This window comes from Streptomyces sp. NPDC001922, from assembly GCF_042891165.1.
GTDB lineage: Bacteria > Actinomycetota > Actinomycetes > Streptomycetales > Streptomycetaceae > Streptomyces.
In genome coordinates, this window is the sequence record NZ_JBIASV010000004.1 from 303536 (window position 1) to 328981 (window position 25446).

A 25446-nucleotide genomic window follows, 5' to 3' on the forward strand; every position below is an offset into this window, starting at 1 on the left:
ACCGTGCGCGGACATGCGGACATCTGAAGCGAGCCTTTCCCGGCGGAGCCTGCTGGCCGGAACCGGAGCCGCGGGAGCGGCCGTCGCCGGAGCGGCCGCGGCCGGCCCCGCGTACGCCGCGGCGGAGCCCCGGGGCGGCGGTCGGGTACGGACGGGATTCGACCGGCTGGCGGCGGCCGGCTACCGGCTACTGGAGGGGCAGCGGGTCGGTGTGGTCACCAATCCGACGGGGGTGACGCGGGACGTCCGGCACATCGTGGATGTGATGCACGCCGACGAACGGGTGAATCTCACGGCCGTGTTCGGCCCCGAGCACGGCTTCCGCGGCACCGCGCAGGCGGGCGACTCCGAGGGCCGCTCCGTGGACCCGGCGACCGGACTGCCGGTCTTCGACACCTATCTGAAGAGTGGTCAGGCGCTGGCCGCCGTCTTCACCGAGTCCGCCGTGGACACGGTCGTCTTCGACATCCAGGATGTGGGCGCCCGTTTCTACACCTACATCTGGACGCTGTACGACTGCATGGTGGCGGCGGTCCTGGCCGGCAAGCGCTTCGTCGTCCTGGACCGGCCCAATCCGGTCACCGGGCACGGGGCCTACGGGCCGGTGCTGGACAAGGCGTTCGCCACCTTCGTCGGCCGGGAGCCGATCGCCCAGGCGCACGGGATGACGGCCGCGGAGCTGGCGCTGCTGTTCAACGCCGAGTTCGTGCCCGCGGCCGCCGGGCGGGCGGTGGAGCTGGCGACGGTGTCGATGTCGGGCTGGCGGCGCGCGGACTTCTTCGACGCCACCGGCCTGCCCTGGGTGCCGCCGAGCCCCAACATGCCCACGCCGGAGACCGCGCTGGTCTACTCCGGGACGTGTCTGTTCGAGGGCACCAATCTGTCGGAGGGGCGCGGCACCACGCGCCCGTTCGAACTGCTCGGCGCCGAGGGCATCGACCGGCGGTGGGCGGAGGCGGCGAACGCCCTCGGGCTGCCCGGTGTCCGCTTCCGCGAGGCGTACTTCACCCCGACGTTCTCCAAGTTCCAGGGCAAGACCGTCGGTGGGGTCCAGCTGCACGTCCACGACCGGGCGGCGTACGACCCGGTGCGGACCGGGATCGGCTTGCTGGTGACCGCGAAGCGGGTGTGGAGCGGTTTCGCCTGGCGCCCGGACCACTGGATCGACAAGCTCACCGGATCGACCGCGGTGCGCACGATGATCGACGCAGGGGCCGGTACGGACGAGGTGGCCGCCGCGTGGGCGGACCGGCTGGCGGAGTTCCGGGCTGTGCGCAGGCGGTACTTGCGGTACCGGTAACGGGAGCGCGACGCCGGTGGGGCCCGGGACCCGTCAAGGTCCCCGGCGGGGCCCGGGGATTCGGAAACTCCGAACCCCGGACTCGGGTGGCTGCCCCAGTGCCCTGCTGACCTGCTGCTTCGTAGATTCGGAAGCAGCGTCGGCAGTGGGTGCCGGCCACCCGAGAGAGGCCTGCCGATGCCCGGATCCGTACCCGACCGGACCGTCCCCCCGGACGCGCTGCACCTGCGGGAGGTGACGCGCCGTTACGGCCGGGGTTCCCGCGCCGTCCACGCGCTGCGGGGGATCGACCTGCGGCTGCCGTCCGGCAGCTTCACCGCCGTCATGGGCCCGTCCGGATCCGGCAAGAGCACCTTTCTGCACTGTGCCGCGGGGCTCGACCGGCCCTCGTCGGGCTCGGTCCGCCTCGGCGGGCAGGAGCTCTCCCGGATGCGGGAGCGCCGGCTGACCCGGCTGCGCCGGGCCCGGATCGGCTTCGTCTTCCAGTCGTTCAACCTGCTGCCGGCGCTGACGGTCGAGGAGAACGTGCTGCTGCCGCTGCGGCTGGACGGCCGGCGGGCCGGGCGGGACGCGGCGGCCCGCGCGCTGGCGGACGTCGGGCTGGCCGACCGGGCGCACCACCGGCCGGGACAGCTCTCCGGCGGTCAGCAGCAGCGCGTCGCCGTCGCCCGGGCCCTGATCACCCGGCCCGAGGTGGTGTTCGCCGACGAGCCCACCGGCGCGCTGGACACCGTGACCGCCGCCGAAGTCCTCGGTCTGCTGCGGGACTCGGTCGACCGGCTGGGCGCCACCGTGGTGATGGTGACCCACGACCCGGCGGGCGCCGCCTGGGCCGACCGAGTGCTGTTGCTGGATCAGGGGCGCATCGCCGAGGACCTGAGCCCGGAGCCCGGCACGGCCCGCCGTGAGCGGCAGCGCGACGCGGAGGCCCGGCGGATCGCCGCACGGATGCGGGCCCTCGCCGCTCCGGAACGGCCGGCCGGCGGGCTCCGGGCGGCCGGCGAGGTCAGCGTGCTTCGGGAAGCGGCAGAGATCCGCAGGGCCGGCGAGTCCCCGGAAGCCGCAGAGACCCGCCGAGCCACCGAGTCCCGGGAAGCCGCGGAGATCCGGGGGTCCGCCGTATGACCACCGGTCTCGCCCGCACCTCCCTGCGGTCCCGGCCGGCGGCGGCCGCCGGGGTGTTCTCGGCCCTGGTCCTCTCCGCAACGGTGATCACCGCGTGCGCCGCGGTGCTGTTCTCGGCCACCGGGGGGCCGCGCTCCCGCCAGGGTGACGAACTGGCCCTGATGGGAATGGGTTTCACCCTGGTCACCGTCTACCTCTCGGTGTTCGTGACCGGCCAGGTGACGGCGCTGGCCGTGGCGCAGCGGCAGCGCGAGACGGCGCTGCTGCGGACCGTCGGCGCCGGTCCCTGGCAGATCCGGCGGATGGTGGCCGCCGAGGCCCTGCTCACGGCGGTGCCCGCACTGCCCGTCGGCTACGGGCTCGGGGTGCTGCTGGCCCACTGGTGGTTCGGGGCGATGGTGGATCAGGGGCTGGTGCCGGAGGGGGTACGGCTGACCGTCGGTCCGCTGCCCGCCCTGGTCGCGGCCGGGGTGCTCACCGTCACCTCACTGCTCGGCGGACTGCTGGCGGCTCAGCGGGCCGCCCGTTCCCGCCCGTCCGTCGCGCTCGGTGAGGCGGCGGGGCCCGCGGGCGGGGTGACGGTCGTCCGGGTGCTGCTCGCCGTCGGTGCCCTGGCGGGTGCGGTCGCGCTGAGCTCTGCCGTCGTTGCCGGCCCCGCGGACCGGGTGGGAGAACGCATTCCGCTGCTGCTCCTCCTGTATCTGGTGGCCGTCGGCCTGGCCGGTCCGGTGCTCGGCCGGGTCGGGTGCGCGCTGCTCGCCGTCCCCTTCCGGCTGTTCGGCGCTCCGGGCGTGCTGGCGGTGGCCAACAGCCGGGCCCGGGCCCGCCGGCTGTCGGCGGCGATCACCCCGGTTACCCTGGTCGTCGCCTTCACCCTGGCCAAGCTCGGTGCGACGGCCGGCCGCGCCGACCCGTCCTGGACCGACCTCTTCGCCACCGCCCTGTACGCCGGGTTCGCCGGGCTGGCCGCGGCGAACACCCTGGTGATGCTGGTCCTGGAGCGGCGCCGGGAGATCGCCCTGCTGCGGCTGGTGGGGGCCGGGGCGGGCCAACTGCTCCGGATGGTGCTGCTCGAAGGAGTCATCGTGTCGGGAACCTCCCTGGTCCTGGGTGCCGCCGTGGCGACCGCGGCCCTGGCACCGCTCGACGGGACGGGCGGCGCCACCGCCCCGTCGGGCCTGCCCGCGGAGGTCCTGGCCGCGCTCGCCGGTGTGGTGGTGCTGCTGGTGCTGCTCTCCTCGGTGCTGCCGTCGGTACGGTTGCTGACGGTCCGTCCGACGACGGGTGCCACGGCGTGACCGCGCGGGAGGAGGCCGTCGGCACGGAGACCGCGACGGCGGAGGAACCCGCCGGTGCGGCGCGGCCCGCACGGCCGGTCGGTGACGGACCACCGCGGGCGCTCCCCGGGGACGCACGCCACCGGACCGGTTCCGCCGGCCGAACGGGCCGGCTGCTGCGCCTGCTCGGTGTTCCCGTCGGCCGCGGCGACTGGCGGGAACTCGCCTTCGCCCTGCTCCTCGCGCCCCTCGCGGTGCTCGGCACCGCCCTGGCCTACCCGGCGCTGGTGCTGGCACTGCCCCTCTCGGTGACCCATCTGGGGCTGCCCCTGCTGGCCGGCGTCCTCACCCTCGGCCGGGGCCTGGCCGGTGTCCACCGGCTCCTGCTGCGCTCCCTGCTCGGCGAGGACATCCCGGCGCCGCACCCCGTGGAGCGGGGCCGGACGGGCGCCGTCCGCGCCGCGCTCACCGACGGCACCGGCTGGCGGGCCGTCGCCCACCTGCTGGCGGCGCTGCCGCTGGGCCTGCTGCTCCTGGTCGTGACGGTCGGCCTCCGGCTCTACGGGCTGGCCGGCGTCCTCTATCCGCTGTGGTGGCGGAGCGTCAGCGCCGACGGGCACCGGGGGCTGAGCCTGGGCACCCTGGCCCTGGACACCTGGCCGCGGATCCTGGCGGTCGCCCTGGCCGGCCTCCTGGTCACCGCCCTGGCCGGCTGGGCGGGCCGCCGGCTGCTGGTGCTGGTCCGGTACGCGGGGCGGGCACTGCTGGGGCCCAGCCGGCTCTCGGACCGGGTGCGGGACCTGGAGGAGACCCGTGCGCTGGCCGTCCAGGACTCGGCGAGGACCCTGCGGCGGATCGAACGGGACCTGCACGACGGCCCCCAGGCCCAGTTGACCGCGGTGACGATGTCGCTGGCCTCGGCCCGCGGCAGGCTGGCGCCGAGCGGCCCGGACGGTGCGGTCGCGCCGCAGGATCTGGAGCGCGGCCGGGAACTGGTCGAGCAGGCGCTGGACACCGCCCGCACCGCCGTGGCCCAACTGCGGGACCTGGTCCGCGGCATCCATCCGCCCGTGCTGGACACCGGGCTGGACGCGGCGCTGGAGACGCTGGCCGCGCGCACCGGTGTCCCGGTGCGGCTCCGGGCGCACGTCCCCGGTCCGCTGCCCGAAGCGGTGGCCACCATCGCGTACTTCTGCGCGTCGGAGCTGCTCAGCAACGCGGCCCGGCACTCCGGTGCCGCACTGATCGAGCTGACGGCGGAGCACCGGGACGGCGTTCTGACCCTGCGGGTGCACGACCAGGGGCAGGGCGGGGCGGTGATCGTGCCCGGCTCGGCGGGCGGCGGCAGCGGCCTGGCGGGGCTGGCCGAACGGGTCCGCACCGTCGACGGCCGGCTGCTGATCAGCAGCCCCCGGGGCGGGCCGACCACCGTTACTGTGGAGCTTCCGGTATGACCGTGCGCCGGCCGGCCGCCGGGCCGGACCTCCCCGACGACTCCCAGGAACCGCCATGCGCATCGTGATCGCCGAGGACGCCGCGGTGCTGCGGCACGGCATGGTCCAACTGCTCACCGAGCGCGGGCTGGAGGTGGCCGCCGCGGTCGCCGACGCCGACGGGCTGTACGCCGCCGTCGCCGAGCACCGGCCCGACGCGATCGTGGCGGACATCCGGATGCCGCCGGACCACACGGACGAGGGTCTGCGCGCCGCCGTCGCCCTGCGGCTGGAGCACCCGGGGCTCGGGGTGCTGCTGTTCTCCCAGTACGTCGAGACCCGCTACACCGCGCGGCTGCTGGCCGGCGGAACCAGCGGCATCGGCTATCTGCTCAAGGAACGGGTCTCCGACGTCGACGAGTTCGTGGACGCCGTCCACCGGGTCGGGACCGGCGGGACCGCGCTGGACCCCGAGGTCGTGTCGCAGTTGCTGTCGGCCCGCCGGGACAGCGGTGGCCTCGGCTCCCTGAGCCCGCGGGAGGACGAGGTGCTGGCGCTGATGGCGCAGGGCCTGACCAACGCGGCGGTGGCGCGCTCACTGGGCATCACCCAGCGGTCGGTCGAGAAGCATGTGGCGGGGATCTTCGCCAAGCTGGGGCTGCCGCGCACCGACAGCGAGCACCGTCGGGTGCTGGCCGTGCTGCGCTATCTGGGAGCCTCGCCCGCCCGGCCCTGAGCCGACGACGGTGCGACGTGCGGACCCGGTACCCCACCCGCCGATGCCGGGACCGGGCAGCGCACGCCTCCGGCGGGCCGTCCCCGCCGGAGGCGTGCGGGCGTGTGCTACACGCGGGCCCCGAAGTACTGCGCCCACCAGGGCCCTTCCGGGCCCTGGTGAACGCCGACGCCGATCTCCCGGAAGCGGCAGTCCAGGATGTTGGCCCGGTGCTCCGGGCTGCGCATCCAGGCCTGCGTCACCTCGGCGGGCGTCTCGTAACCGCGGGCGATGTTCTCGCCGAGGTCGCTCCACTGGTGGTAGCCCGTCCGCATCGCGCGGGTGCTGGGCCGCGAGCCGTCGGGACCGGTGTGGGACAGTCCGCCCCCGTCGGCCATGACCGCGGCGTACTTCTCGGCGGCCTGGGTCAGCGGGGTGCTCACCTTCAGCGGCTGGCAGCCCGCGGCGGTCCGCTCCTTGTTGACGAGCCGGACGACCTCACCGGCCGCCTCCTGCTCGGAGGCGACGGGCTTCCCGGCGGCCTCGTCCGCCGCCGGCCCGGCCTGCTCCGTCGCGGGCTCCTTCGCGGGCTCCTTGGCGGGTTCTTTCGCCTGTTCCTCGACCTGTTCCTTCGCCGGCTCCTTCGCGGGCTCCTTGACCGGCTCCTTCACCTGCTCCTCGACCTGCTCCTTCGCGGCGGGCTGCGGCGCCGGAGCAGCCGCCGGGGCGGACGGAGCGGCGGAGGCGGACGGCGCCGCGGAGGGCGCGTCCGAAGCGGACGGTGCAGACGGGGCGGACGGAGCGGACTGCTGCGGTGGTTGCTGCGCGGCCGCGGACTGCTGCGCCGGCTGCTGCTGGACCGGGGCGGTGCTCGCGGTGCCGGCCGACGGGTCCACGGACGGGCCTGCTGCCGAGGGCGCCGCGGACTGCGGTTCGGCGGACGGTACGGCGGCCGCGTCCGCGGGCCGGTCGACCGCGGGCAGCGTCACATACGGCCCCTCGGACGGGGCGGACGAGGCGGACGAGGCGGACGAGGCGGAGGCGGAGGGCTCCGGCGCCGGAGTGGAGGCCTGCTCCGGGCTCTGGTTCGCCGCGGCCGACGGCGCGGGCCGGTCGGCGGGCGGCTCGGCGGGCGGGGGGACGGCCGGGCCGGCGTCGGGCGCCGCCGCCGGTGAGCCGGGCTCACCGGGAACCGGGTCGGTGTCGGAACGGTCGCCGGGGGCGGACGCCGCGGCGGGCGCCTGCGGGCCCTGCGGCACCGCCGATTCCTGTCCGAGGCCGGCGCTCCGGCCGGAGGCGGGCTGCGGTACGGGGCGGGCCCAGGCCTCGGCCGGGACCCCCCAGGTGGCTGCCAGGACGACGGCGGCGGGGACGATGAGCCGGAGGGAGGCGGTGCCCTTCCGGTGCGTGTGGCGTCGGGCGGCCCGACCGGACCGCTGACCAGTGCTGTGGATGACCATGGCTCATCCATAACCGGGGCGGCTACCCCCACCATCCACGCGGGTCCAGATGGGTCATCAGATGATTGTCGACACTCCGTCAGATCGGTGACCGATCCGGCCGGACCACCCGCCGGGAGCCGCGGACGGCTCGCCCGGTCCCGCGCGTTCCCGCAGTTCGGAGCGGCCCTGCGGCGGGATGAACTCCGGTGGCCCGGACGGCGTTCCACCGTCCGGGCCACCGGTCGGGAGCATGACCCGATGGAGTGTCAGCTCCGTTGCCGAACAGCCCGCCGACGACCCGAGGCGAGGGCGATCAGGTCGGTGAGCTTGAAGGGTTCGATCTCCCCGGCGTTGGTGATCGCGTCGACATGGCCGGTGAGGACGTACTCGCCGGGGAAGTAGCGGCCGTTCTTGGACTGCTCCCGGTAGGCGCTGATGCCGTCGACGTACGCCTGCCCGCCGGCCATGGCCTGCTTGCCGCGTTCGCCGCCGGTCGCCAGGATCCGGTCGATCTGCTCCTGGAGGTCCCGGTCGGCGGCGTGCGCGGGCCGGGTGCCGAAGACGCGGTGGGCGAGGATCTCGGCCAGGGTGGCGTTGCCGTTCTCGCCGGGCGGCAGGATGTCGGCGCACTGCCCTCTGCAGGCGTCGCTGACGGCGGCCGGTCTCGGCTCGGCGGCCGCGGACTGCGGCAACGGTGCCACCAGCCCGGCTCCGAGCACGAGCGCGGCGAGTGCGACAAGGGGGTGGCGCCGCGCACGTATGGCTGGGCGGATGTCGGCGGGGCGTGGGGTGCGCCGTCGCATTCCTGCTCCTCCCGTGGGACGGTGTGCGGGAGGTTACCGGGGCTCTTGCAGAAAGCCCCGGCGTTCACGCCGGGGATGAATGCTTCTCAAGGCTGCTCTGACGTGCACGTCAGAGCGCGTGTTGTTGCTGCTCGATGTAGTGGCGGATGATCGCCAACGGTGCTGCACCGCAGGATGCGGGGAAGTACGAGGGTGACCACAGATGACCGTGTGTTCGAACACTCCGCGCCGGTACTTGGTCACAAAGACCAAGTGAACGTGCATTGCCGAAACCACATGCCTGCCACGCCTGTAATCATTCTCCTGATCCAGGAGACCAATCGTAGTAGCGTCGCGGTCATGCAGCTTCGCTACAACTACCGGGCCTACCCGGACGCCTCCCAGTGCCGTGCGCTGGCGAAGGCGTTCGGGTGCGCGCGTGTGGTGTGGAACGACTGTCTGCGCGACCGGAAGGAAGCGCATGCGGCGGGGCTTCCGTATGTGACGTCGGGGGAGCTGTCCCGGCGTCGCATCACCCAGGCCAAACGCACCGCCGAGCGCGCCTGGCTCGCCGAGGTGTCGGCGGTCGTCCTGCAACAGTCTCTGCGGGACCTGGATGCCGCGTACCGGAACTTCTTCGATTCGATCAAGGGCAAGCGACGGGGCCGCGGGGTCGGGCCGCCGCGGTACAAGTCGAAGAAGGACACCCGGCAGTCGATCCGTCTCAACACCAATGCCTTCTCCCTCCAGGAAGACGGCACCGTGTACGTGGCCAAGGTCGGCAACCTCAAGGTCAAATGGTCGCGGCGGCTTCCGGCCACGCCCACCTCCCTGACCGTCACCAAGGACAGCTCCGGCCGGTACTTCCTCAGCTTCGTCGTCGACACAGAACCGGCCCCCCTCCCCGAGGCGGGGACCGACACCGGTATCGACCTCGGCCTGTCCGCGTTCGCCGTTCTGTCGGACGGCCGGAAGATCGCTGCCCCGCGTTTCCTGCGTCGGGCGGAGAAGAAGCTCAAGCGGCTTCAGCGGGAGCTGTCCCGCAAGGCCAGGGGGTCGAAGAACCGGGCCAAGGCCCGGATCAAGGTCGCACGCCAGCACGCACGGGTTGCCGACCGGCGCCGGGACTTCCGCCACAAGGCATCCACACAGATCATCCGCGACAACCAAGCGGTGTATGTGGAAGACCTCGCGGTGGCCGCCCTCGGCCGCAGCCGACTGGCCAAGTCCGTACACGACGCAGGATGGGCCGCCTTCGTCGGCATGCTGGAATACAAGGCCGCCAAACACGGCCGCACCTTCGCAAAGGTGGACCGGGCCTTCCCCTCCTCCCAGCTCTGCTCAACGTGCGGATTCCGGGACAGCCCCAAGCCCCTGCACATCCGGAAGTGGACATGCGGCCGGTGTGAGGCCGTGCATGAGCGTGACCACAACGCAGCATCCAACGTCCTGACCGAAGGACGCCGTATCGTCGCCACTGGACGGGTGGAGACACCAAACGCCTGTCGAGCGCCGGTAAGACGGGCACCTGTGCCCGCACAGCGCGGTGAAGCAGGAAGCCCCCGGAAGGGTCAACCGACCCAGGCCGGAATCCCTGGACTTCAGGCCAGGGAGCACGTCAATTGCGGTACGCCACAGCCGGAGGAAGATGAGCAGCCGTCACCTCTTCTGCATCACCACGAATACCGGTGACGACCACGGGTACGCGGGACATCAGTTCGATGGATCCGGATGGGGGTGCCGTACGTCCATTCCTCATCGCCGAAGTACCAGCGACGGAGGTGGCAAGGATGGCCGGATTCAGAAGTCTCGCGGAGCATGTGCGCGACCCCCGGGTCGAGACCCGCCGGCGGCGCACCGCACTGCGCAAGTGCCTGGAGAAATTCGCCCCCTACGGACACCGGGCGACCTGGCACCATCTGTGCGCCCGGGCCGGAGTCGGCACCGAGGACCGACAGGCCGACCCGGGGCGGCTGGTGGCCGCACTGGAGGAGCTGGAGGAGGCCCGGACCGTGTGGCTCGCGTACGAAGTGGAGTTCGCGGCCCGGCGCCGGCGCGAGAAGCACGAGGGCATCAGGAAGCCCGTCGCCCTGGACGACTGGCACCGCTGCACCTGGGGCGGGTGCGGCGTCGCCTGGTGCGACGACCCGCTGGTCCATCCGTCCGCTCCCCTGCCGGACGTGCTGCGCCGCATCATCAGCGCGCTGGAGTCGGAGGCGGGCACCGCGTGCCCGGTGTGCGCCACGGACCGGATCGTGTGGCGCGGCGGCCTGGACCACCACCCGAGTTCGGGCCCGGTCTGCACCGGCTGCGGCATCGTCGTGCCCGAACCGGCGCTGACCGCCGAGGCGCTGGCCGAGGCCAAGAGATGCAGACTGGGCACGCTGGCCACCGCTTCCTGACCCCCGGAACACCCCTGCCCGTCACGCCCCGGACCGTCACGCGGCAGGCGCGGACCCGTCAGCCGTCCCGCCCCCGTACCCGGCGTCGGAGCCGGGCAGCAGGACGTCGGTGTGGATGGCGAGTTTGAACTCGGCCAGCGTGACGGGCACGGCGATCCGCCGGTCGCCGCTGCCCCGCGCGGTCACCTTCAGACCGACCGGCGTGCCGCGCTTGACGGCGAACTGCCACATGTAGGTGCGGAACTGGCTGCCGCCGGTGTGCGCGGAGTCGCAGGTCCCCGTGGAGTCGTACCCGGTGCTCAGGCCGAGCGGGTCCCGGACGAACCGGGCCCGGAACTCGCTCGGCCGGGTGTCGGGCTGCCAGATCACCATCGCCGACAGCACACCCCAGCCGTCGTGGCTGGGGTGGATCAGGCCCGAGCGGGCGTCGGGGTACACCGACGGCTCGCTCCCGCCGTGAGCGGGGTCGTGCATGCCCCAGGGGTCCGTCGACTCGCCGGTCCGGCCGTAGGGGAAGCGCACCAGGTGGTACCCGTCGGAGTCGTAGGTGATCCGCTGGGGCCCCGTCCCGGAGGTCCCCAGGTCCCACTTGAGCGAACAGACGACCAGGCTCATCGGCCACCCCTTCTCCACCGGTCACGGGACCGGTCCGGACGACGTCCCCGCCGGCCCGGCACGCGCGCCGGCCCCGGGCTCCTCCGCCGGCGCGTCCCGGCCGGCTCTGGGACGGTGATGCCCGGCCACAGGTCCGTCAAGCCCCCGGGCACCCCCGACGGTCTGGTCGTTACTCATTGGTAGTGGGAGGATTCCCGTCCACGCGCGAGAGGACGGGACGGCATGGCCGAGCTGCACGATCTGACAGCCCTGGAGCAGGCGGACGCGATCCGGGAGGGAACGCTCTCCCCGGTGGAGCTCACCGAGCACTACCTGAGCCGCATCGACCGGCTCGATCCCTCCCTCGGCGCCTTCATCACGGTCACCCCGGAGATCGCGCGCAAACAGGCCGCCGATGCCGAGAGCGTGGCCGTCGCGGCGCGCCGGGACGGCCACGGCCTGGCGCCGCTGCACGGCGTCCCGGTGCCGGTGAAGGACCTCAGCATGGTGGCGGGGGTGCGCTGCACCTTCGGCTCGGAGGCCTTCCGGAACCACGTCCCGGAGGTCGACGACCATGTGGTGACCAAGCTCCGTGCGGCGGGCACGGTCATGCTCGGCAAGACCAACACCCCCGAGTTCGGGCTCCCCTGCTACACCGAGAACCGGCTCGCTCCCCCGGCGCGCACCCCGTGGGACCTCGACCGGTCGGCGGGCGGGTCGAGCGGTGGCGCCGCCGCGGCGGTGGCGGGCGGCCTGGCGCCCCTCGCCCACGGCAGCGACGGGGCGGGCTCGATCCGTATACCGTCCTCGGTGTGCGGGCTCTACGGCATCAAGCCGAGCCGGGGCAGGGTCAGTTCGGGGCCGACCCTGCACGACATCAGCGGGCTGAGCACCAACGGAGCCATCGCCCGCACGGTGGCGGACGCGGCGGCGCTGCTCGACGCGCTGTCCGGCGCCATGCCCGGCGACCCGTACGGCGCCCCGGGCCTGCCGCCGGGCGAGACCTTCCTCGGCCACGCCCGGCGGCGGCCGGAGGCACGGCTGCGGATCGTCTCGCTGCTCACCCCGCCCGTGCCGGGCGTGGAACTGCACCCGGACTGCCGGGCCGCGGCGGACGGCACGGCGGCGCTGCTGCGGGAACTCGGCCACCGGGTGGACGAGGTGGAGCTCCCGGTCGACGACACGGTCCGGCAGGCGTTCGCCGCCGTCTGGGACGTGATGACCCTGACCCGTCCGGTACCGGCCGACGCGGAGGAGCACTTGATGCCGCTCACCCGCCATCTGCGGGAGCGCGGCGGCCAGGTGTCCGCGAAGTCCTTCGCGGACGCGCTGTACGCGTTCCGGATGCTCGGCCAGATGATCGAGGACATGCTGCTGACGGCCGGAACCGGCTACGACGTGATCCTCACCCCCACCCTGGCCCAGCCGCCCGCTCCGGTCGGCGCCCAGCGCAACGACGCCGATCCCGAAGCCGAGTTCGCGGCCATCACCGCGTTCACCCCGTTCACCCCGCTCTACAACGCGACCGGCCAGCCCGCGGTCAGCCTGCCGCTGCACTGGACGGAGGGCGGGCTGCCGATCGGCGTCATGCTCGGCGGCCGCTACGGCGCCGAGGCGACGCTGCTCTCCCTCTCGGCGGAGCTGGAGGAGGCCCGGCCGTGGTCGGGGCGGCATCCCGCGATGTGGTGAGGGGCGGACGGACGACCGGGGGCGTTCCGCGACGGCAGGCTTCGGCTTGCCGTCGCGGAAGCGCGGGGTGACGTGCGGCGGAATGGCGATGCAGTGGAGTGACAGGGCAGCAGCGGACGCGCGTTCCGAACGCCGCCCGGTCCGCCCCCGGCCGGATCACCGGACCAACGAGCAGCCGGGCCCGACCAGCCCCCTGCTCAGCGCTTGCGCTCGGCCAGCAGGCGTGAGCCGCTGCCCTGCCGGCCGACGGTGTCGTCCGGGTTCGACAGCACACAGGTGTCCAGCGACAGGCACCCGCAGGCGATGCAGTCGGTCAGGTGGTCCCGCAGCCGGTTGAGCTGCTGGATGCGGCGGTCCAGTTCGGAGCGCCACAGCTCGGAGAGCCGGGCCCAGTCCTCCCGGTTCGGCGTGCGTTCCTCGGGCAGTTCGGCCAGTGCGTCCCGGATGGTGGCGAGCGGGATGCCGACGCGCTGCGCGGCCCGGATGAACGCGACCCGGCGCAGCGCGTCCCTGCTGTACCGGCGCTGGTTGCCCGGGGTCCGGCGGCTGCTGATCAGCCCCTTGGACTCGTAGAAGTGCAGCGCGGAGACGGCCGCGCCGCTGCGGGCGGACACCTGGCCGACGCTGAGTTCCTGGACGTCGCGGGGAATCTGGGGCACAGCGCACAAGCGTACGTCGCCACGCCGCGGGCCCCCGTCGGCGGACGTTGACAGCGGATCCCCCTGGCAGCATGCTGAGCAACTGCTTAGTACGGACAGATGTCGGATGCCGGATGTCGGTGGAGGTACGAGATGGCGGACCCCCGGGTCTTCGGGTCGCTGGACGAGCTGCGGGCGGCGGTCGGCGAGCAGTTGGGCACGAGTGACTGGCTGGAGGTCGACCAGAAGCGGATCGACCTGTTCGCGGACGCGACCGGTGACCACCAGTGGATCCATGTGGACCCGGAGAAGGCCGCGGCCGGACCGTTCGGCACCACGATCGCCCACGGCTATCTGACGCTGTCGCTGCTGCCGGCCCTGGTGCCGCAGCTGATGCGGGTGGACGGTGTCCGGATGGGCATCAACTACGGCGCCAACAAGGTACGTTTCCCCTCCCCGGTGCCGGTCGGCTCCCGCCTGCGGGCCACGGGGAAGATCTCCGAGGTGGCCGAGGTGACCGACGGCGTGCAGCTGACCACCGTGGTGACGGTGGAGCGGGAGGGCGGCGACAAGCCGGTCTGCGTGGCGGAGACGGTGAGCCGATTCTATCTTTGACGGCCGCACCGCCGCACCGCTCTGCACCGCCGCACCGCTGTCCGCGCGGCGTGGCCGTCGTTCGGCTGCAAGGGCCCTGCCTCGCCACCGAACCCTACGACTAGCGTGGGCCTGTGGCGAACCCGCCATCCGACCGGAAGGCCCCGACATGGCCAGTAAGTTCACCGAGCTTGCGATCGACTGTGCCGATCCCCGCGGTCTGGCCCGGTTCTGGTGCGCGGTCCTCGGCTACGAGGTCCAGGACGAGGACGACGGCCTGGTCACCATTGGCTCGCCGACGGTGCCCGAAGGCAGGAACCGCCCCGGCCCGGTGCCACCGACGCTGACCTTCGCGCGCGTACCCGAGGGCAAGACCGTCAAGAACCGGGTCCACCTCGACGTCAACCCGACCGACAGGGAGCAGGACGACGAGGTCCGTCGCCTGCTCGGCCTGGGGGCCCGCCGCGCCGACGTCGGCCAGGGTGATGAGAGCTGGGTCGTCCTCACCGACCCGGAGGGGAACGAGTTCTGCGTCCTGGCGAGCCGCCACCCCTGATCACAGACCGCGGACCGCACATCGCGCCGGCGCCCCTCCGTCCTGTCGCCCCCACGCGCAGACGCAGACCACGAGGAGCGCCTCCACAGAGGTTCACCGCACGCGAGGCGGCCACCGGAGCGGGGTGGCCCGGCGGTGAAGCCTTTCGGCCTCACCGGACGGAGCAATTCCCCAGCAGGGGGCCGGCCTTCGCAGGGCCGTTCGTCCTCTGCCGGGCGTTCAATGGCTCGGCGGCGGGTCTTGACGCGTCTCTGCCGCCGCCTGTCCGGCCGCCGCCGTCTCCAGATCGTCGACGCTCCCGGACATGATCGTGCGGAGGTGCTCGGTGATCCGCTGGAGCGGCCAGTCCCACCAGGCCAGGGCGAGGAGGCGGTCGACGTCCGCATCGCCGTAGCGGCGGCGGATGAGACGGGCCGGATTGCCGCCGACGATGCCGTAGTCCGGGACGTCGTCGACGACGACGGCCCCGGAGGCGATGATCGCTCCGTGGCCGATGCGAACACCGGGCATCACCGTGGCCCGGTAGCCGAACCAGACGTCGTTGCCCACCACGCTGTCGCCCCGTCCGGGGAGCCCGGCGATGAGATCCATGTGCGCGGACCAGGAGCCGCCCATGATGGGGAACGGGAACGTCGAGGGGCCGTCCATGCGGTGGTTGGCGCCGTTCATGATGAAGCGCACGCCCTCCCCCAGCGCGCAGAACTTCCCGATGACCAGCTTCTCCGGCCCGTAGTGGTACAGCACGTTGCGGGTCTCGAAGGCGGTCGGATCGTCGGGGTCGTCGTAGTAGGAGAACTCTCCGACCTCGATCAGCGGCGAGGTGACCAGCGGCTTCAACAGCACCACCCGCGGCTGTCCGGGCATCGGATGCACCACGGTCGGGTCGGCGGGAACGGGTGGCATGTCGGCGGGGACGGGTGGCATTGCGTGTGGCTTCCTTCTCGACGAGGACGGGATGACTGCGGGGCCGGGGCTCCCCCGGCAGGGCGGCTGCGGACCTCAAGGCCGTGCCCCTCAAGCCGTGGCGGCGGACGTCGCGTTCGCCGGCAGGTCCAGGTGCGTGCCCTGCCAGCGCCGGCGCAGCCGGCGGTCGTGGCTGACGACGACGAGGGCGCCGTTGTAGTCGGCCAGAGCGGTTTCCAGCTCCTCGATGAGGGCGGGCGAGAGGTGGTTGGTGGGTTCGTCGAGCAGCAGGACGTCCGACGGCTCGCTGAGCAGTCGGGCCAGGGCGAGTCGCTGCAGCTGCCCGGTGGACAGCCGGCCGACCGGCACCGTGAGCTGGTCGCGGGTGAACAGGCCGAGGGACAGCAGCCGTTCGGCGTGCTCCGCGGCCTCCCCCGCCCGTCCACGGGCGAAGGCGGCCAGCACGGTCTCGTCCGGTTCCCCGGGGCGCGGCTCCTGGGTGAGGTGGCCGATCCTGCCGCGGCGGGTGACGCCCCCGCTGTCGGGGGCGACGTCCCCGGCCAGGACGCCGAGCAGGGTGCTCTTGCCCGCTCCGTTCGCCCCCGTGATCAGCAGGTGTTCGCCCGCCGTGACGGTGAGGTCCGTGCGGTCGAGCCGGTCGGTGACGGCGACGCCGGCCGCGTCGAGTACGGCGCCCTGCAGACGGCGGGCCCGCAGGACCGGGGTGAAGCGCAGCGGCTCCGGCGGGGGCGGAACCGGGTCGGCGAGGAGGCGGCGCAGCCGTTCCTCGGCGTTGCGCACCCGGCCGGCCAGCGACTGCTGCACGCGGCCGCCCGCCCGGTCGTAGGCCATCTTGTTGCCGTCCTTCATCGGACGGCCGGGGGCCACCTGACGGGCGGTGGTCGCGGCGGTCTCGCGGAGCCGGTCGATGTCGGCCCGCCACTGGTCGTGCGCCTGGACCCAGCGCTGCCGGGCAGCCGCCTTCTCGGCGAGGTAGCCGGTGTAGCCGTTGCCGTACCGGACGACGCGGCGCCGGTCGGCGTCCACCTCCAGCAGGCCGGTGGCGACCCGTTCGAGGAAGAGGCGGTCGTGGGAGACCGTCACCGTGGTGCCCCGCCGGGTGCGCAGGTGTTCCTCCAGCCAGTGCAGGGCGCCCTCGTCGAGGTGGTTGGTCGGCTCGTCCAGGAGCAGCACCTCCGGCGCTGCCGCCAGGACGGCCGCCAGCCGGAGCCGGACCTGTTCTCCGCCGGACAGGCTGCCCGCGGTCCGGTCGCGGCCCACCAGCCCCAGGCCGAGGCCGTGCAGGGCACGTTCCACCCGGGCGTCGGCGTCGTAGCCGCCGCGCAGCTCGAAGACCGTCATCAGTTCGCCGTATTCGGCCAGGCCCGACTCGTCGCCGTCGGCCATCGCGGCCTCCAGACGGCGCATGCGCTGCTCGACGGCGCGCAGGTCGCTCAGGGCCCGGTCGATGATCTGCTGGACCGTCACCCGGGGGTCCAGGCGCTCGTCCTGGGCGAGGTAGCCGACGCCGCCGGCCGCCTGGACGACGATCTCGCCCTGGTCGGGCCGTTCGCGCCCGGCGAGCAGGCGCAGCAGGGTGGTCTTGCCGGATCCGTTCTCACCGATGATCCCGGTGCGCTCGCCCGCGGCGAGCGAGCAGGTCACCGAGTCAAGAATGAGCCTGTCGTTGAAGGACTTGCTGACCGCGAGCGCGGTGATCTGAGTAGGCATGCAGAGACTCCGAAGCATTCGGGGACGAGGCGGCCGTCGAGGGCCGGATGGTCGGGCGAACGCTTCGAATGAGCATCGATCACTCCACTAGTGCGACAACTGATGCGTTAAGATGCTGCCACAACGCCGTCCCCTGAGCAATCGGATTTCCAGCGATGACTCCCGAAGCCCCGGAACCGGAAGGCACCCGGCCGCCGCCGGCCCGACGCCGGCCCGGCGGCCGCACCGCCCGCATCCGCACGCAGGTACTCGACGCGGTCCTCGCGGAGCTCGGCGAACACGGCTTCGACGGGCTCACCGTGGAAGCCGTGGCCGCCCGCGCGGGTGTGCACCGGACCACGGTGTACCGGCGCTGGAGGGACGTCGGCGGCCTGCTCGCCGACGTTCTCGACGCGGCGAGCGACGACGACTGGCAGCCGCCGGACACCGGCTCGCTGGAGGGCGACCTGACAGCGCTCAACCAGGAGATCCACACAGCCCTGACCGCGCAGCCGCCGATCGTCGCCGCGCTGATCGCCGCCTCGTTCCGCTCCGAGGAAGCCGCCCAGGCCCAACAGCGGCTCTGGGAGGACCGGTACACCCGCTGCGAGGTCACCGTCGACCGCGCCGTAGAGCGCGGCGAACTCCCGCCGCACACCGACGCCCGGCGCCTGCTCATCGCCGCCACCGCGCCGCTGTACCACCAGCTGGTGCTCCTCCGGACGCCGCCCGACCCGCACTTGCCGGGCCAGGCGGCCCGGACCGCCGCCCTCGCCGCGGGCGCCGGCGCCTTCGCCGAGCCTTCGCCGGCAGGCGGCGTCTGACGGCCCTGTCCGCACGGCCGTCGCACCGCGCGCCGCCCGGGTACGTACCGGCAGCCGAGACGGTCCCGTCCGCGGGTGAGCCGATGTCGGCGGCTACGGGGCGGGGGGGCCGGGGTGCGAGTGGGCCCGGGCCACGGGTGGGCCCGGGCCACGGGTGGGTCCGGGCCGCGAGTGGTCCGAGCTACAGGTGAGCCTGCTACCCGCTCGCCCCCACCATGCGCAGCACCAGCGCCGCGTACAGGTCGCCGACCTCGTCGGGGGTGCGGCGGCCCTCGGTGTTGAACCAGCGGGCCACGTCGATGCAGAGCGACAGGACGGCGAGGGTGGTGCCCGGCACGTCGGGGACGTCGAAGTCGCCGCTGTCCACCCCGGCCTCGATGATGGAGCGCACCGCGCCGTCGGTGCGCCGCCGCAGGGCGACGACCTCGGTGTAGTGCTCCTCGGAGAGCGCGCCCAGCTCGTACTGCACCACGCGGGCCGTCGTGTGGTGCTCGGCGTGCCAGCGGACGAAGGCGCGGACGGCCCGGGCCAGCCGGTCGGCCGGGGCGCCCGCGCTCTCCGCCGCGTCCCGGAGGATGCGCAGCGAGAGCTGGTGGCCGACCCGGCTGATCTGGAAGAGCAGCTCTTCCTTGGTCTTGTAGTGGATGTAGAGGGCGGCGGGGCTCATCCCGGCGCGGCCCGCGATGTCGCGGGTGGTGGTGGCGTGGTAGCCGCGTTCGGCGAAGGCCTCGACGGCGGCGATCACCAGCCGCCTGGCCGCGTCGGGGCTGATGTCCGCCCAGGCCCCGGTCTGCTGCTCCTCGCCGCCCATGGCACCCACGCCCCGTTTCTCCCGTCCTTCGGCGGTCCGTCCGCTGACAGGACGTACACCATACCCCGAAGGTGAGCAAGCGCTTAGGGTGTGGCCGGTGCCGGCGCCCCGCCCCCGGTCAGAAGGCCCCGACGCCGGTGAGGGCGCGGCCGATGAGGAGCTTCTGGATCTGGCTGGTGCCCTCGTAGAGGGTCATCACCCGGGCGTCGCGCAGCAGCTTGCCGACCGGGTACTCGTCGATGTAGCCGTAGCCGCCGAAGACCTGGAGCGCGTTGTTGGCGCAGCGCACCGCCGCCTCGCTCGCGTACAGCTTGGCGACGGAGGACTCGGTGGCGAACGGCAGCCCCCGGTCGATGTGGTCCGCGACCCGCCAGGTCAGCAGGCGGGCCGCGTCGACGTCCACCGCGATGTCGGAGATGAGCTCCTGGACGAGCTGGTGGCCCGCGATCGGGGTGCCGAACTGTTCGCGCTCGCCCGCGTATCCCACGGCGGCGTCCAGGCACGCCTGGGCGAGTCCGACGCAGCCCGCCGCGACCGACATCCGGCCCTTGGCCAGCGCCGACATGGCGACCGCGAAGCCCTTGCCCGCGGGGCCGATCATGGCCGAGGCGGGCACCCGGACCCCGTCGAGGACCAGCTCCGCGGTGGCCTGGCCGCGCAGTCCGAGCTTGCCGTGGATCTCCCGGCGGGTGAGCCCGGGGGTGCCGGCCGGGACGAGGAACGCGCTGATCCCCCGGTGCCCGGGGTCCTCGCCGGTGCGGGCGAAGAGCAGCACGACGTCCGCCCAGGTGCCGTTGGTGATGAACGTCTTGCCGCCGTCGATCACATAGCCGTCGCCGTCGCGGACCGCGCGGGTGGTGAGGGCGGCGGCGTCGGAGCCGGTCCCCGGCTCGGTCAGGCCGAAGCAGCCGAGGGCCGCACCGGAGCAGAGCCGGGGCAGCCACTCCCGCTTCTGCTCCTCGCTCCCCCAGGCCGCGACCGACTTCGCCACCAGGCCGAGTGAGACGGAGAGGATGCCGCGGACCGCGGAGTCGCCCCGGCCCAGCTCCTCGGTGACCAGGGCGTACGCCAGGTGGTCACCGCCCGAGCCGCCGTACTCCTCGGGGATCGTGAGCCCGAGGAAACCCAGCCGGCCGAGCTGCCGCACGATGCCGCGGTCGACGCTCTCCGCCCGGTCCCAGGCGGCGGCGTTCGGGATGATCTCGCGGTCGACGAAGTCCCGGGCGAGCCGGCGGACGGCGGCCTGCTCCTCGGACAGCTCCAGGTTCACGCGGGACCCTCCCGTTGATGAGCAGCTCTTAATTAGCAGTGCTAGTTTATGGCCGCCTCTACTATGTGCCGCATGGCACGTCCCCGCAAGCCCCTGCTCAGCCGCGACCGCATCGTCACCACCGCGCTCGCGCTGGTCGACGCGGAGGGGCTGCAGGCGGTGTCGACGCGGCGGCTGGCGGCGGAACTCGGGGTCAGCGGCCCGTCCTTGTACAACCACTTCGCGGTCAAGGACGAGATCCTGGACGCGGTCGCGGACCGGGTCGTCGGGCAGGTCGACCTGTCGATGTTCGACGACGGCACGGACTGGCGGAGCGCGCTGCTGGCCTGGGGGCGCTCCTACCGGTCCGCACTCACCGCGCACCCCAATATCGTGCCGTTCCTCGCGCGGGGCCCCGGCCGCCGGCCGGCCGGACTGCGCATGGCGGACGCGGTGTTCGGCGCGATGGTCGGCGCGGGCTGGCCGCCCGCCCAGGCGACCCGGATCGGGGCGCTGATGCGGTACTTCGTGGCGGGCTCGGCGCTCGGTTCGTTCGCCCGCGGCTTCGTGGACGACGCCGCGGCCTACGATCCTGCCGACTATCCGCACCTCGGTCAGGCCCATCTGCTGGCGGAGCATCAGCAGCAGGTGGACGAGGGAGCCTTCGACGCGGGGCTGACAGCGCTGGTGGACGGGCTGGCGCTGCAGTTCGAGCAGGTGCGGCCGGCCTGAGGGCGGCGGTCTGAGGCCGGACGGGCCGAGGGCGAGTTGGCCTGAGGCCGGACCGGTCCGAGGCCGGGCGATCCGAGGCCGGGCACGGGAAGCGGCAGCCGTACGGGCACCGCGGCTGCCCCGTCTCCGCAGAGCACCGGTGGCGGATCGCGGTCGCGCCATGGCGAACTCACCGCTACGCGACGGTGATCGGAGCCGGGCGATATTCCGGTGCGCAGCCGCCCCGGATCCGGCCATGCTGGCGATCATGACTGCGTACGCCGATGATCCCGCCCGACTCGGTCGGAGCCGGCTGCCCGACGGACGGATGCTCGGCTGGGCCGAGTGGGGGCCGGAGGACGGGACGCCCGTGGTGCTGTGTCCGGGGGCGGCGACGAGCCGGTGGCTCGGGCTCGGCGCGGGCGCCGCCGAGTCGCCGGGCGCGCGTCTGGTCTCGGTGGACCGCCCGGGGCTCGGCGCGTCGACCCCCGCGCCCGGCCGGACCTTCGCCGACTTCGCCGCCGACCTGCGGCAACTCTCCGTGCTGCGGGGGCTGGGGCGTCCGGCAGTCGTCGGGAACTCGCAGGGCGCGCCGTTCGCTCTCGCCTGTGCCGCGGCTGGCGTCGTGTCCGCGCTGGCCGTCGTCTCCGGCGCGGACGAGGTCGCCGCACCGGAGTTCGCCCCGGTGCTGCCGGCGGAACTGCGGGGCCTCGTGGAGCGGGTCGCGTGCGACCCGGCCGGCGCCGAGGCGTTCTTCACGGGGTTCGGCGCGGAGACGATGTGGGACATGGTCATGGCCGGGAGTCCGGAGTGCGACCTCGCCGTGTACCGGGATCCCGGCTTCGCCGTGACCTACCGCCGGGCCCTGGACGAGGGCTTCGCACAGGGTGGGGCGGGCTACGCCCGGGACACGGTCCTGGCCATGGGGCGCTGGCCGTTCGCCCTCGACGGGATCTCCGTCCCGGTCGACATCTGGTACGGCGAGCGGGACACCGGCCACTCCCCCGACGCCGGGGCACGGCTGGCCGCCCGTATCCCCGGCGCCCGTCGCCGGGTCGTTCCCGGGGCGGGCGGCGCGCTGCTGTGGACACACGCCGAGCCGGTCCTCGCCGCGCTGCTCGACGAGGCCGCCGGCGGCGCCCGGTAGCGAGCGCCCCGGCGTCAGCTCAGCGGGTCGGACAGCTCCGCTCGCACCGCCTCCAGGCGCGAGCTGCCGGTCAACTCCTCGATCAGCGGAGCCGGTCCGCCGATATAGGTGGAGTCGAGGTCGACGTCGGTGGCGACGCACCACGCCCGGTCGCGCGGCCACCACAGGTTCGGCGACTGCGGCAGGAAGCAGCCCGCCCCGCGGTCCCCCAGATCCGTCGCGGCCTCGACCGGGCCCTCGTACAGCAGGTAGGCGCGCCCGCTGAGGTGCACCCGGGGGCCGTCGGCGGTGAGCCAGCCCCAGCCGTCCCAGAGCCCCAGGTAGCAGGATTCCGGTGTGGTGGTGTGGGCGGCCAGCACCTCGCACAGGTCGGGCAGGAGTTCGGCCTCGAACGACCCCTGCCACGGCTCCGCGTCCCCGGCGCCGGGGGCGATGTCCGTGAACCGGACGCGGGAGTGCAGGGGACGGCCGGCCCGTTCGGCGACCTCGGCCCACCGCAGGAACGTGCCGCCGGACGCCTCGACGGGATGCAACACCCGTGCGTACGCGGCGAATCCGGACGGCAGCAGCGCATGGACTCCGGTGTGGAAGTCGCCGGTCCGCGACTCGATCCAGCGAGCCGGAGCGAGGTCGGTGACCGCGCGCAGCCGCGGCCCCTGGTCCGCCGATGTCATGGGTTCGCCTCTTCCTGTCGGGTCAGAAGACCACCAGTGTGCGCCCGCCGCGGCCGGCGAGCATGGTGTCGAAGGCGGCGGGGATGCCGTCGAGGGCGATCCGGTCGGTGACCATGGTGCTCAGATCGAGGCGGCCCGCCCGGATGTGCTCGGCGAGTACGGGGAGGTCGCGGGCCGGGTCGCAGTTGCCGTAGACGCAGCCCGAGAGGGTGCGGCCGAAGTGGAAGATCTCCAGGGCGGAGAAGGAGACCAGCTGGTCCTTGCCGCCGATGCCGACCACCGTGGTCCTGCCCCCGCGCCGGGTCGAGTCCCAGGCGGTGCGGATCGTCTCGGCCCGGCCCACGCACTCGACGGCGACGTCGGCGCCGTGCCGTCCGGTGAGTCCGCGGATCCGTTTGGCCGTGTCGGGTGCCGACACCAGGAAGTCGGTGGCGCCTGCCTGCCGGGCGAGCTCCTCCTTCTCCGGGGAGACGTCCACGGCGATGACGGCTCCCGCCCCCGCGATCCGGGCCGCCTGGATGACGGACAGGCCCACTCCCCCGACGCCGAGGACCACGACCGACTCGCCCTCGCGGACCACCGCCGCATGGTGAACGGCGCCGTAGCCGGTGAGGACGGCGCAGCCGAGCAGCGCCGCCTCGGTGAGCGGGACGCCGTCCGGCAGCGGCAGCACGGCGGAGGCCGGGACGACCGTCTCCTCGGCGAAGGCGGCGGTGCCCAGGCCCGGGTGGAGTGCTCGGCCGTCGGCGGTGCGGGCGTACGGCTCCCCGGCGCCGGCCAGGGCGTTGGCGCACAGCCAGGGCTCGTCGAGGCCGCAGTAGTGGCAGTCGCCGCAGGAGGGCGCCCAGTTGAGGACCACCCGGTCACCGGGGGCGACGGTGGTGACGCCCTCGCCGACGGCGACGACCGTGCCCGCGCCCTCGTGGCCGAGGACGGCGGGGACGGGCTGGCGCAGCGTGCCGTTGGAGAGCGACAGGTCGGAGTGGCACACTCCGGCCGCCGCGAGCCGCACCCGTACGCGGCAAGGGCCGGGCGGGGGCAGCTCGATCTCCTCGACGACGAGCGGTGCGTCGACGGCGGGCAGGATGGCGGCGCGGACCACGGGTTCTCCTTCGGGCGGCGGGTGAGGGCGGGAGACGGGGCGCGGGACAGGGGCGGGAGGCTGCTCCCCCGGGCGGGGCGTGGACGGCTCCCGGGGGCGAAGGGCCCGTCACGGCGCCCCGGTCCCGGGCCCCCTCAACGGGAACGGGGGCGGGCCGGGGCGGCGCAACGGGCCGGAGCGGGCCGGGCCGCATCAGGTCGATTCGGGTCGGGCGGGGTCGGGCCGAGCCGGTTCCGGTCAGGCCGGTCCGGGGCCGGTCCCGCGTCAGAACTGCAGTGACTTGGTGTGCAGGTACTCCGCGAGGCCGTGCACGCCCAGCTCCCGGCCCACTCCGGACTGCTTGTAGCCGCCGAACGGCGCCAGCGGGTTGAAGCGGCCGCCGTTGATGTCGACCTGTCCGGTGTCGAGCCGGCGGGCGAACGCGACGGCCGCCTCCTCGTCGTCCGACCAGACCGCGCCCGCGAGCCCGTACACCGTGCCGTTGGCGATCCGCAGGGCGTCGTCCTCGTCCCGGTACTTCAGGACCGCCACGACCGGGCCGAAGATCTCCTCCTGCGCGATGGTCATCTCGGGGGTGACGTCCGCGAAGACGGTCGGCCGGACGTAGTAGCCGGTCTCCCTGCCCTCGGGGGCGTCCGGGCCGCCGGCGACGATGCGCGCCCCCTCCGCCACGCCCCGCTCGATGTACCCGCGGACGCGGTCGCGCTGCCGGGCGTTGACGACCGGGCCGAGCCGGGAGGTCTCGTCCCGCGGGTCGCCGGGGACGTACTTCGCGGCGGCGGCCGCGGCGAGCTCGACCGCCTCGTCGTAGCGCTCGGCGTCCACCAGGATCCGGGTCCACGCGCTGCACGTCTGGCCGGAGTTGGCGAAGACGTTGGCCACGCCGACCTTGACGGCCCGGGTGAGGTCGGCGCCGGGCAGGATGACGTTGGCGGACTTGCCGCCGAGTTCCAGGGCGACCCGCTTGACGGCGCCGCCGGCCGCCGCGCCGATCCTCCGGCCGACGGCGGTGGAGCCGGTGAAGGAGACCAGGTCGACGTCCTCGTGCGCGGCCAGGGCCTGCCCCGCGACCGGGCCGGCCCCGGTGACCAGGTTGAACACCCCGGCGGGCAGGCCCGCTTCGTGCACGGCCGCGGCGAAGAGCCGGGCGACCAGCGGGGTGTCCTCGGCGGGCTTGAGCACCACGGTGCAGCCCGCGGCGAGGGCCGGGGCGACCTTGGCGACGATCTGGTGCAGCGGGTAGTTCCACGGGGTGATCGCGCCGACGACGCCCACCGGCTCGTGCAGCACGGTGGAGTTGCCCACCTTCTCCTCGAAGGCGTACGAGGCGGCGAGCTCGGCGTAGCTGCCGGCGACCGCGATGGGCAGGTCGGCGTGGACGGCGCGGGAGAAGCCCAGCGGTGCGCCCAGTTCGGCGGTGACGGTGTCGGCGATCTCGTCCCGGCGGGCGGCGAGGGCGTCGCGCAGGGCGGTGAGCCGGGCCGCCCGCTCGGCGGGCGGGGTGGCGGCCCAGCCGGGGAACGCGGCACGGGCGGCGCGTACGGCGGCGTCGACGTCGGCGGGGGTCCCGGCCGGGACCGCCCCGATGACCTGCTCGTCGGCCGGGTTCACCACCTCGATCGTCCCGGTGCCGGCGGAGGGCCGCCAGTCGCCGTCGAGGTACATCCCGTCATGGGCCTTCATACTGCGTCCTTCCGGGGCGGGACATGTGCGTACGGACCAAACTAGCGGCGGTAGTTTTCTTGCGCCAGGGTGATCCGGGCGCGGC

At 73.8% G+C, this 25446-nt stretch carries 23 protein-coding genes and 2 pseudogenes; 13 read left to right on the forward strand and 12 right to left on the reverse strand.

Going from position 1 to position 25446, the window contains the following annotated elements; all coding sequences use genetic code 11:
- The first annotated feature begins 13 nt into the window (after window positions 1-13).
- The 5 genes from ACFYYR_RS09150 (at window position 14) to ACFYYR_RS09170 (ending at window position 5871) form a co-directional block, all read left to right on the forward strand.
- A complete protein-coding gene (locus tag ACFYYR_RS09150) occupies window positions 14-1300 on the forward strand; it encodes an exo-beta-N-acetylmuramidase NamZ domain-containing protein (protein WP_388848861.1) in 1287 nt (428 codons plus the stop codon).
- A gap of 177 nt (window positions 1301-1477) precedes the next feature.
- Complete coding sequence (locus tag ACFYYR_RS09155) at window positions 1478-2425, forward strand: ATP-binding cassette domain-containing protein (protein WP_388848864.1); 948 nt, start codon at window positions 1478-1480, stop codon at window positions 2423-2425.
- A complete protein-coding gene (locus ACFYYR_RS09160; protein ID WP_388848867.1) occupies window positions 2422-3723 on the forward strand; it encodes an FtsX-like permease family protein in 1302 nt (433 codons plus the stop codon). The genes ACFYYR_RS09155 and ACFYYR_RS09160 overlap by 4 nt, the downstream gene beginning before the upstream one ends.
- A complete protein-coding gene (locus tag ACFYYR_RS09165; protein WP_388848870.1) occupies window positions 3720-5156 on the forward strand; it encodes a sensor histidine kinase in 1437 nt (478 codons plus the stop codon). Before ACFYYR_RS09160 ends, ACFYYR_RS09165 begins: the two co-directional genes overlap by 4 nt.
- A gap of 55 nt (window positions 5157-5211) precedes the next feature.
- Window positions 5212-5871: a LuxR C-terminal-related transcriptional regulator gene (locus ACFYYR_RS09170; protein ID WP_388848873.1), complete on the forward strand. Its 660-nt coding sequence runs from the start codon at window positions 5212-5214 to the stop codon at window positions 5869-5871.
- A 107-nt stretch (window positions 5872-5978) separates the two neighbouring features.
- Here the strand turns inward: ACFYYR_RS09170 and ACFYYR_RS09175 are convergent, their stop codons facing one another.
- The 3 genes and pseudogenes from ACFYYR_RS09175 to ACFYYR_RS09185 form a co-directional block, all read right to left on the reverse strand.
- Window positions 5979-7310: a CAP domain-containing protein gene (locus ACFYYR_RS09175; RefSeq protein WP_388848875.1), complete on the reverse strand. Its 1332-nt coding sequence runs from the start codon at window positions 7308-7310 to the stop codon at window positions 5979-5981.
- A gap of 253 nt (window positions 7311-7563) precedes the next feature.
- Window positions 7564-8095, reverse strand: a pseudogene (locus tag ACFYYR_RS09180) (penicillin acylase family protein); the annotation flags it as partial.
- Window positions 8096-8204: 109 nt separating this feature from the next.
- Window positions 8205-8359: pseudogene (locus ACFYYR_RS09185) on the reverse strand (transposase).
- A 75-nt stretch (window positions 8360-8434) separates the two neighbouring features.
- Between ACFYYR_RS09185 and ACFYYR_RS09190 the strand changes: the two are divergent.
- Together ACFYYR_RS09190 and ACFYYR_RS09195 are read left to right on the forward strand one after the other, a co-directional pair.
- On the forward strand, window positions 8435-9766 hold the full coding sequence (locus ACFYYR_RS09190; RefSeq protein WP_388848878.1) for an RNA-guided endonuclease InsQ/TnpB family protein: 1332 nt from the start codon (window positions 8435-8437) through the stop codon (window positions 9764-9766).
- Between the two features lie 98 nt (window positions 9767-9864).
- On the forward strand, window positions 9865-10476 hold the full coding sequence (locus tag ACFYYR_RS09195) for a hypothetical protein (RefSeq protein ID WP_388848881.1): 612 nt from the start codon (window positions 9865-9867) through the stop codon (window positions 10474-10476).
- A 36-nt stretch (window positions 10477-10512) separates the two neighbouring features.
- Here the strand turns inward: ACFYYR_RS09195 and ACFYYR_RS09200 are convergent, their stop codons facing one another.
- Window positions 10513-11091 (reverse strand): hypothetical protein, encoded by a 579-nt coding sequence (locus ACFYYR_RS09200; RefSeq protein WP_388848884.1) that lies wholly within the window; start codon window positions 11089-11091, stop codon window positions 10513-10515.
- 222 nt (window positions 11092-11313) lie between these two features.
- On the opposite strand from ACFYYR_RS09200, the gene ACFYYR_RS09205 reads away from it, so the two are divergent.
- A complete protein-coding gene (locus tag ACFYYR_RS09205) occupies window positions 11314-12759 on the forward strand; it encodes an amidase (protein ID WP_388848887.1) in 1446 nt (481 codons plus the stop codon).
- A gap of 197 nt (window positions 12760-12956) precedes the next feature.
- Here ACFYYR_RS09205 and soxR read toward each other — a convergent pair whose 3' ends face one another.
- Window positions 12957-13418: a redox-sensitive transcriptional activator SoxR gene (gene soxR, locus ACFYYR_RS09210; protein WP_351507543.1), complete on the reverse strand. Its 462-nt coding sequence runs from the start codon at window positions 13416-13418 to the stop codon at window positions 12957-12959.
- Window positions 13419-13550: 132 nt separating this feature from the next.
- Between soxR and ACFYYR_RS09215 the strand changes: the two genes are divergently transcribed.
- Window positions 13551-14012, forward strand: a complete 462-nt coding sequence (locus ACFYYR_RS09215) for a MaoC family dehydratase (protein ID WP_388848891.1) — start codon at window positions 13551-13553, stop codon at window positions 14010-14012.
- Between the two features lie 148 nt (window positions 14013-14160).
- The gene (locus tag ACFYYR_RS09220; RefSeq protein WP_388848894.1) at window positions 14161-14547 is read left to right on the forward strand and encodes a VOC family protein; all 387 of its coding nucleotides are present in this window, start codon (window positions 14161-14163) and stop codon (window positions 14545-14547) included.
- A gap of 219 nt (window positions 14548-14766) precedes the next feature.
- Here ACFYYR_RS09220 and ACFYYR_RS09225 read toward each other — a convergent pair whose 3' ends face one another.
- Together ACFYYR_RS09225 and abc-f are read right to left on the reverse strand one after the other, a co-directional pair.
- Window positions 14767-15471, reverse strand: a complete 705-nt coding sequence (locus tag ACFYYR_RS09225) for a CatB-related O-acetyltransferase (RefSeq protein WP_388848897.1) — start codon at window positions 15469-15471, stop codon at window positions 14767-14769.
- Between the two features lie 90 nt (window positions 15472-15561).
- Window positions 15562-17181, reverse strand: coding sequence for a ribosomal protection-like ABC-F family protein (abc-f, locus tag ACFYYR_RS09230; RefSeq protein ID WP_388848899.1), 1620 nt, complete (start codon window positions 17179-17181; stop codon window positions 15562-15564).
- 155 nt (window positions 17182-17336) lie between these two features.
- On the opposite strand from abc-f, the gene ACFYYR_RS09235 reads away from it, so the two are divergent.
- Complete coding sequence (locus ACFYYR_RS09235; RefSeq protein ID WP_388848902.1) at window positions 17337-17984, forward strand: TetR/AcrR family transcriptional regulator; 648 nt, start codon at window positions 17337-17339, stop codon at window positions 17982-17984.
- A gap of 196 nt (window positions 17985-18180) precedes the next feature.
- Here ACFYYR_RS09235 and ACFYYR_RS09240 read toward each other — a convergent pair whose 3' ends face one another.
- Together ACFYYR_RS09240 and ACFYYR_RS09245 are read right to left on the reverse strand one after the other, a co-directional pair.
- Window positions 18181-18795 (reverse strand): TetR/AcrR family transcriptional regulator, encoded by a 615-nt coding sequence (locus ACFYYR_RS09240; RefSeq protein ID WP_388849290.1) that lies wholly within the window; start codon window positions 18793-18795, stop codon window positions 18181-18183.
- 118 nt (window positions 18796-18913) lie between these two features.
- Window positions 18914-20065 (reverse strand): acyl-CoA dehydrogenase family protein, encoded by a 1152-nt coding sequence (locus tag ACFYYR_RS09245; RefSeq protein ID WP_388848905.1) that lies wholly within the window; start codon window positions 20063-20065, stop codon window positions 18914-18916.
- A gap of 63 nt (window positions 20066-20128) precedes the next feature.
- Here ACFYYR_RS09245 and ACFYYR_RS09250 point away from each other — a divergent pair, with 63 nt between their 5' ends.
- Window positions 20129-20776, forward strand: coding sequence for a TetR/AcrR family transcriptional regulator (locus tag ACFYYR_RS09250; protein ID WP_388849294.1), 648 nt, complete (start codon window positions 20129-20131; stop codon window positions 20774-20776).
- A gap of 247 nt (window positions 20777-21023) precedes the next feature.
- Window positions 21024-21902: an alpha/beta fold hydrolase gene (locus ACFYYR_RS09255; protein ID WP_388848908.1), complete on the forward strand. Its 879-nt coding sequence runs from the start codon at window positions 21024-21026 to the stop codon at window positions 21900-21902.
- 14 nt (window positions 21903-21916) lie between these two features.
- Here the strand turns inward: ACFYYR_RS09255 and ACFYYR_RS09260 are convergent, their stop codons facing one another.
- The 3 genes from ACFYYR_RS09260 to ACFYYR_RS09270 form a co-directional block, all read right to left on the reverse strand.
- Window positions 21917-22576 carry a hypothetical protein gene (locus ACFYYR_RS09260; RefSeq protein ID WP_388848911.1) on the reverse strand — a complete coding sequence of 220 codons (660 nt, stop codon included), beginning with the start codon at window positions 22574-22576 and terminating at the stop codon, window positions 21917-21919.
- Between the two features lie 22 nt (window positions 22577-22598).
- Window positions 22599-23678, reverse strand: coding sequence for a Zn-dependent alcohol dehydrogenase (locus ACFYYR_RS09265; protein ID WP_388848914.1), 1080 nt, complete (start codon window positions 23676-23678; stop codon window positions 22599-22601).
- 264 nt (window positions 23679-23942) lie between these two features.
- Complete coding sequence (locus ACFYYR_RS09270) at window positions 23943-25361, reverse strand: aldehyde dehydrogenase family protein (protein ID WP_388848917.1); 1419 nt, start codon at window positions 25359-25361, stop codon at window positions 23943-23945.
- Between the last annotated feature and the right edge of the window lie 85 nt (window positions 25362-25446).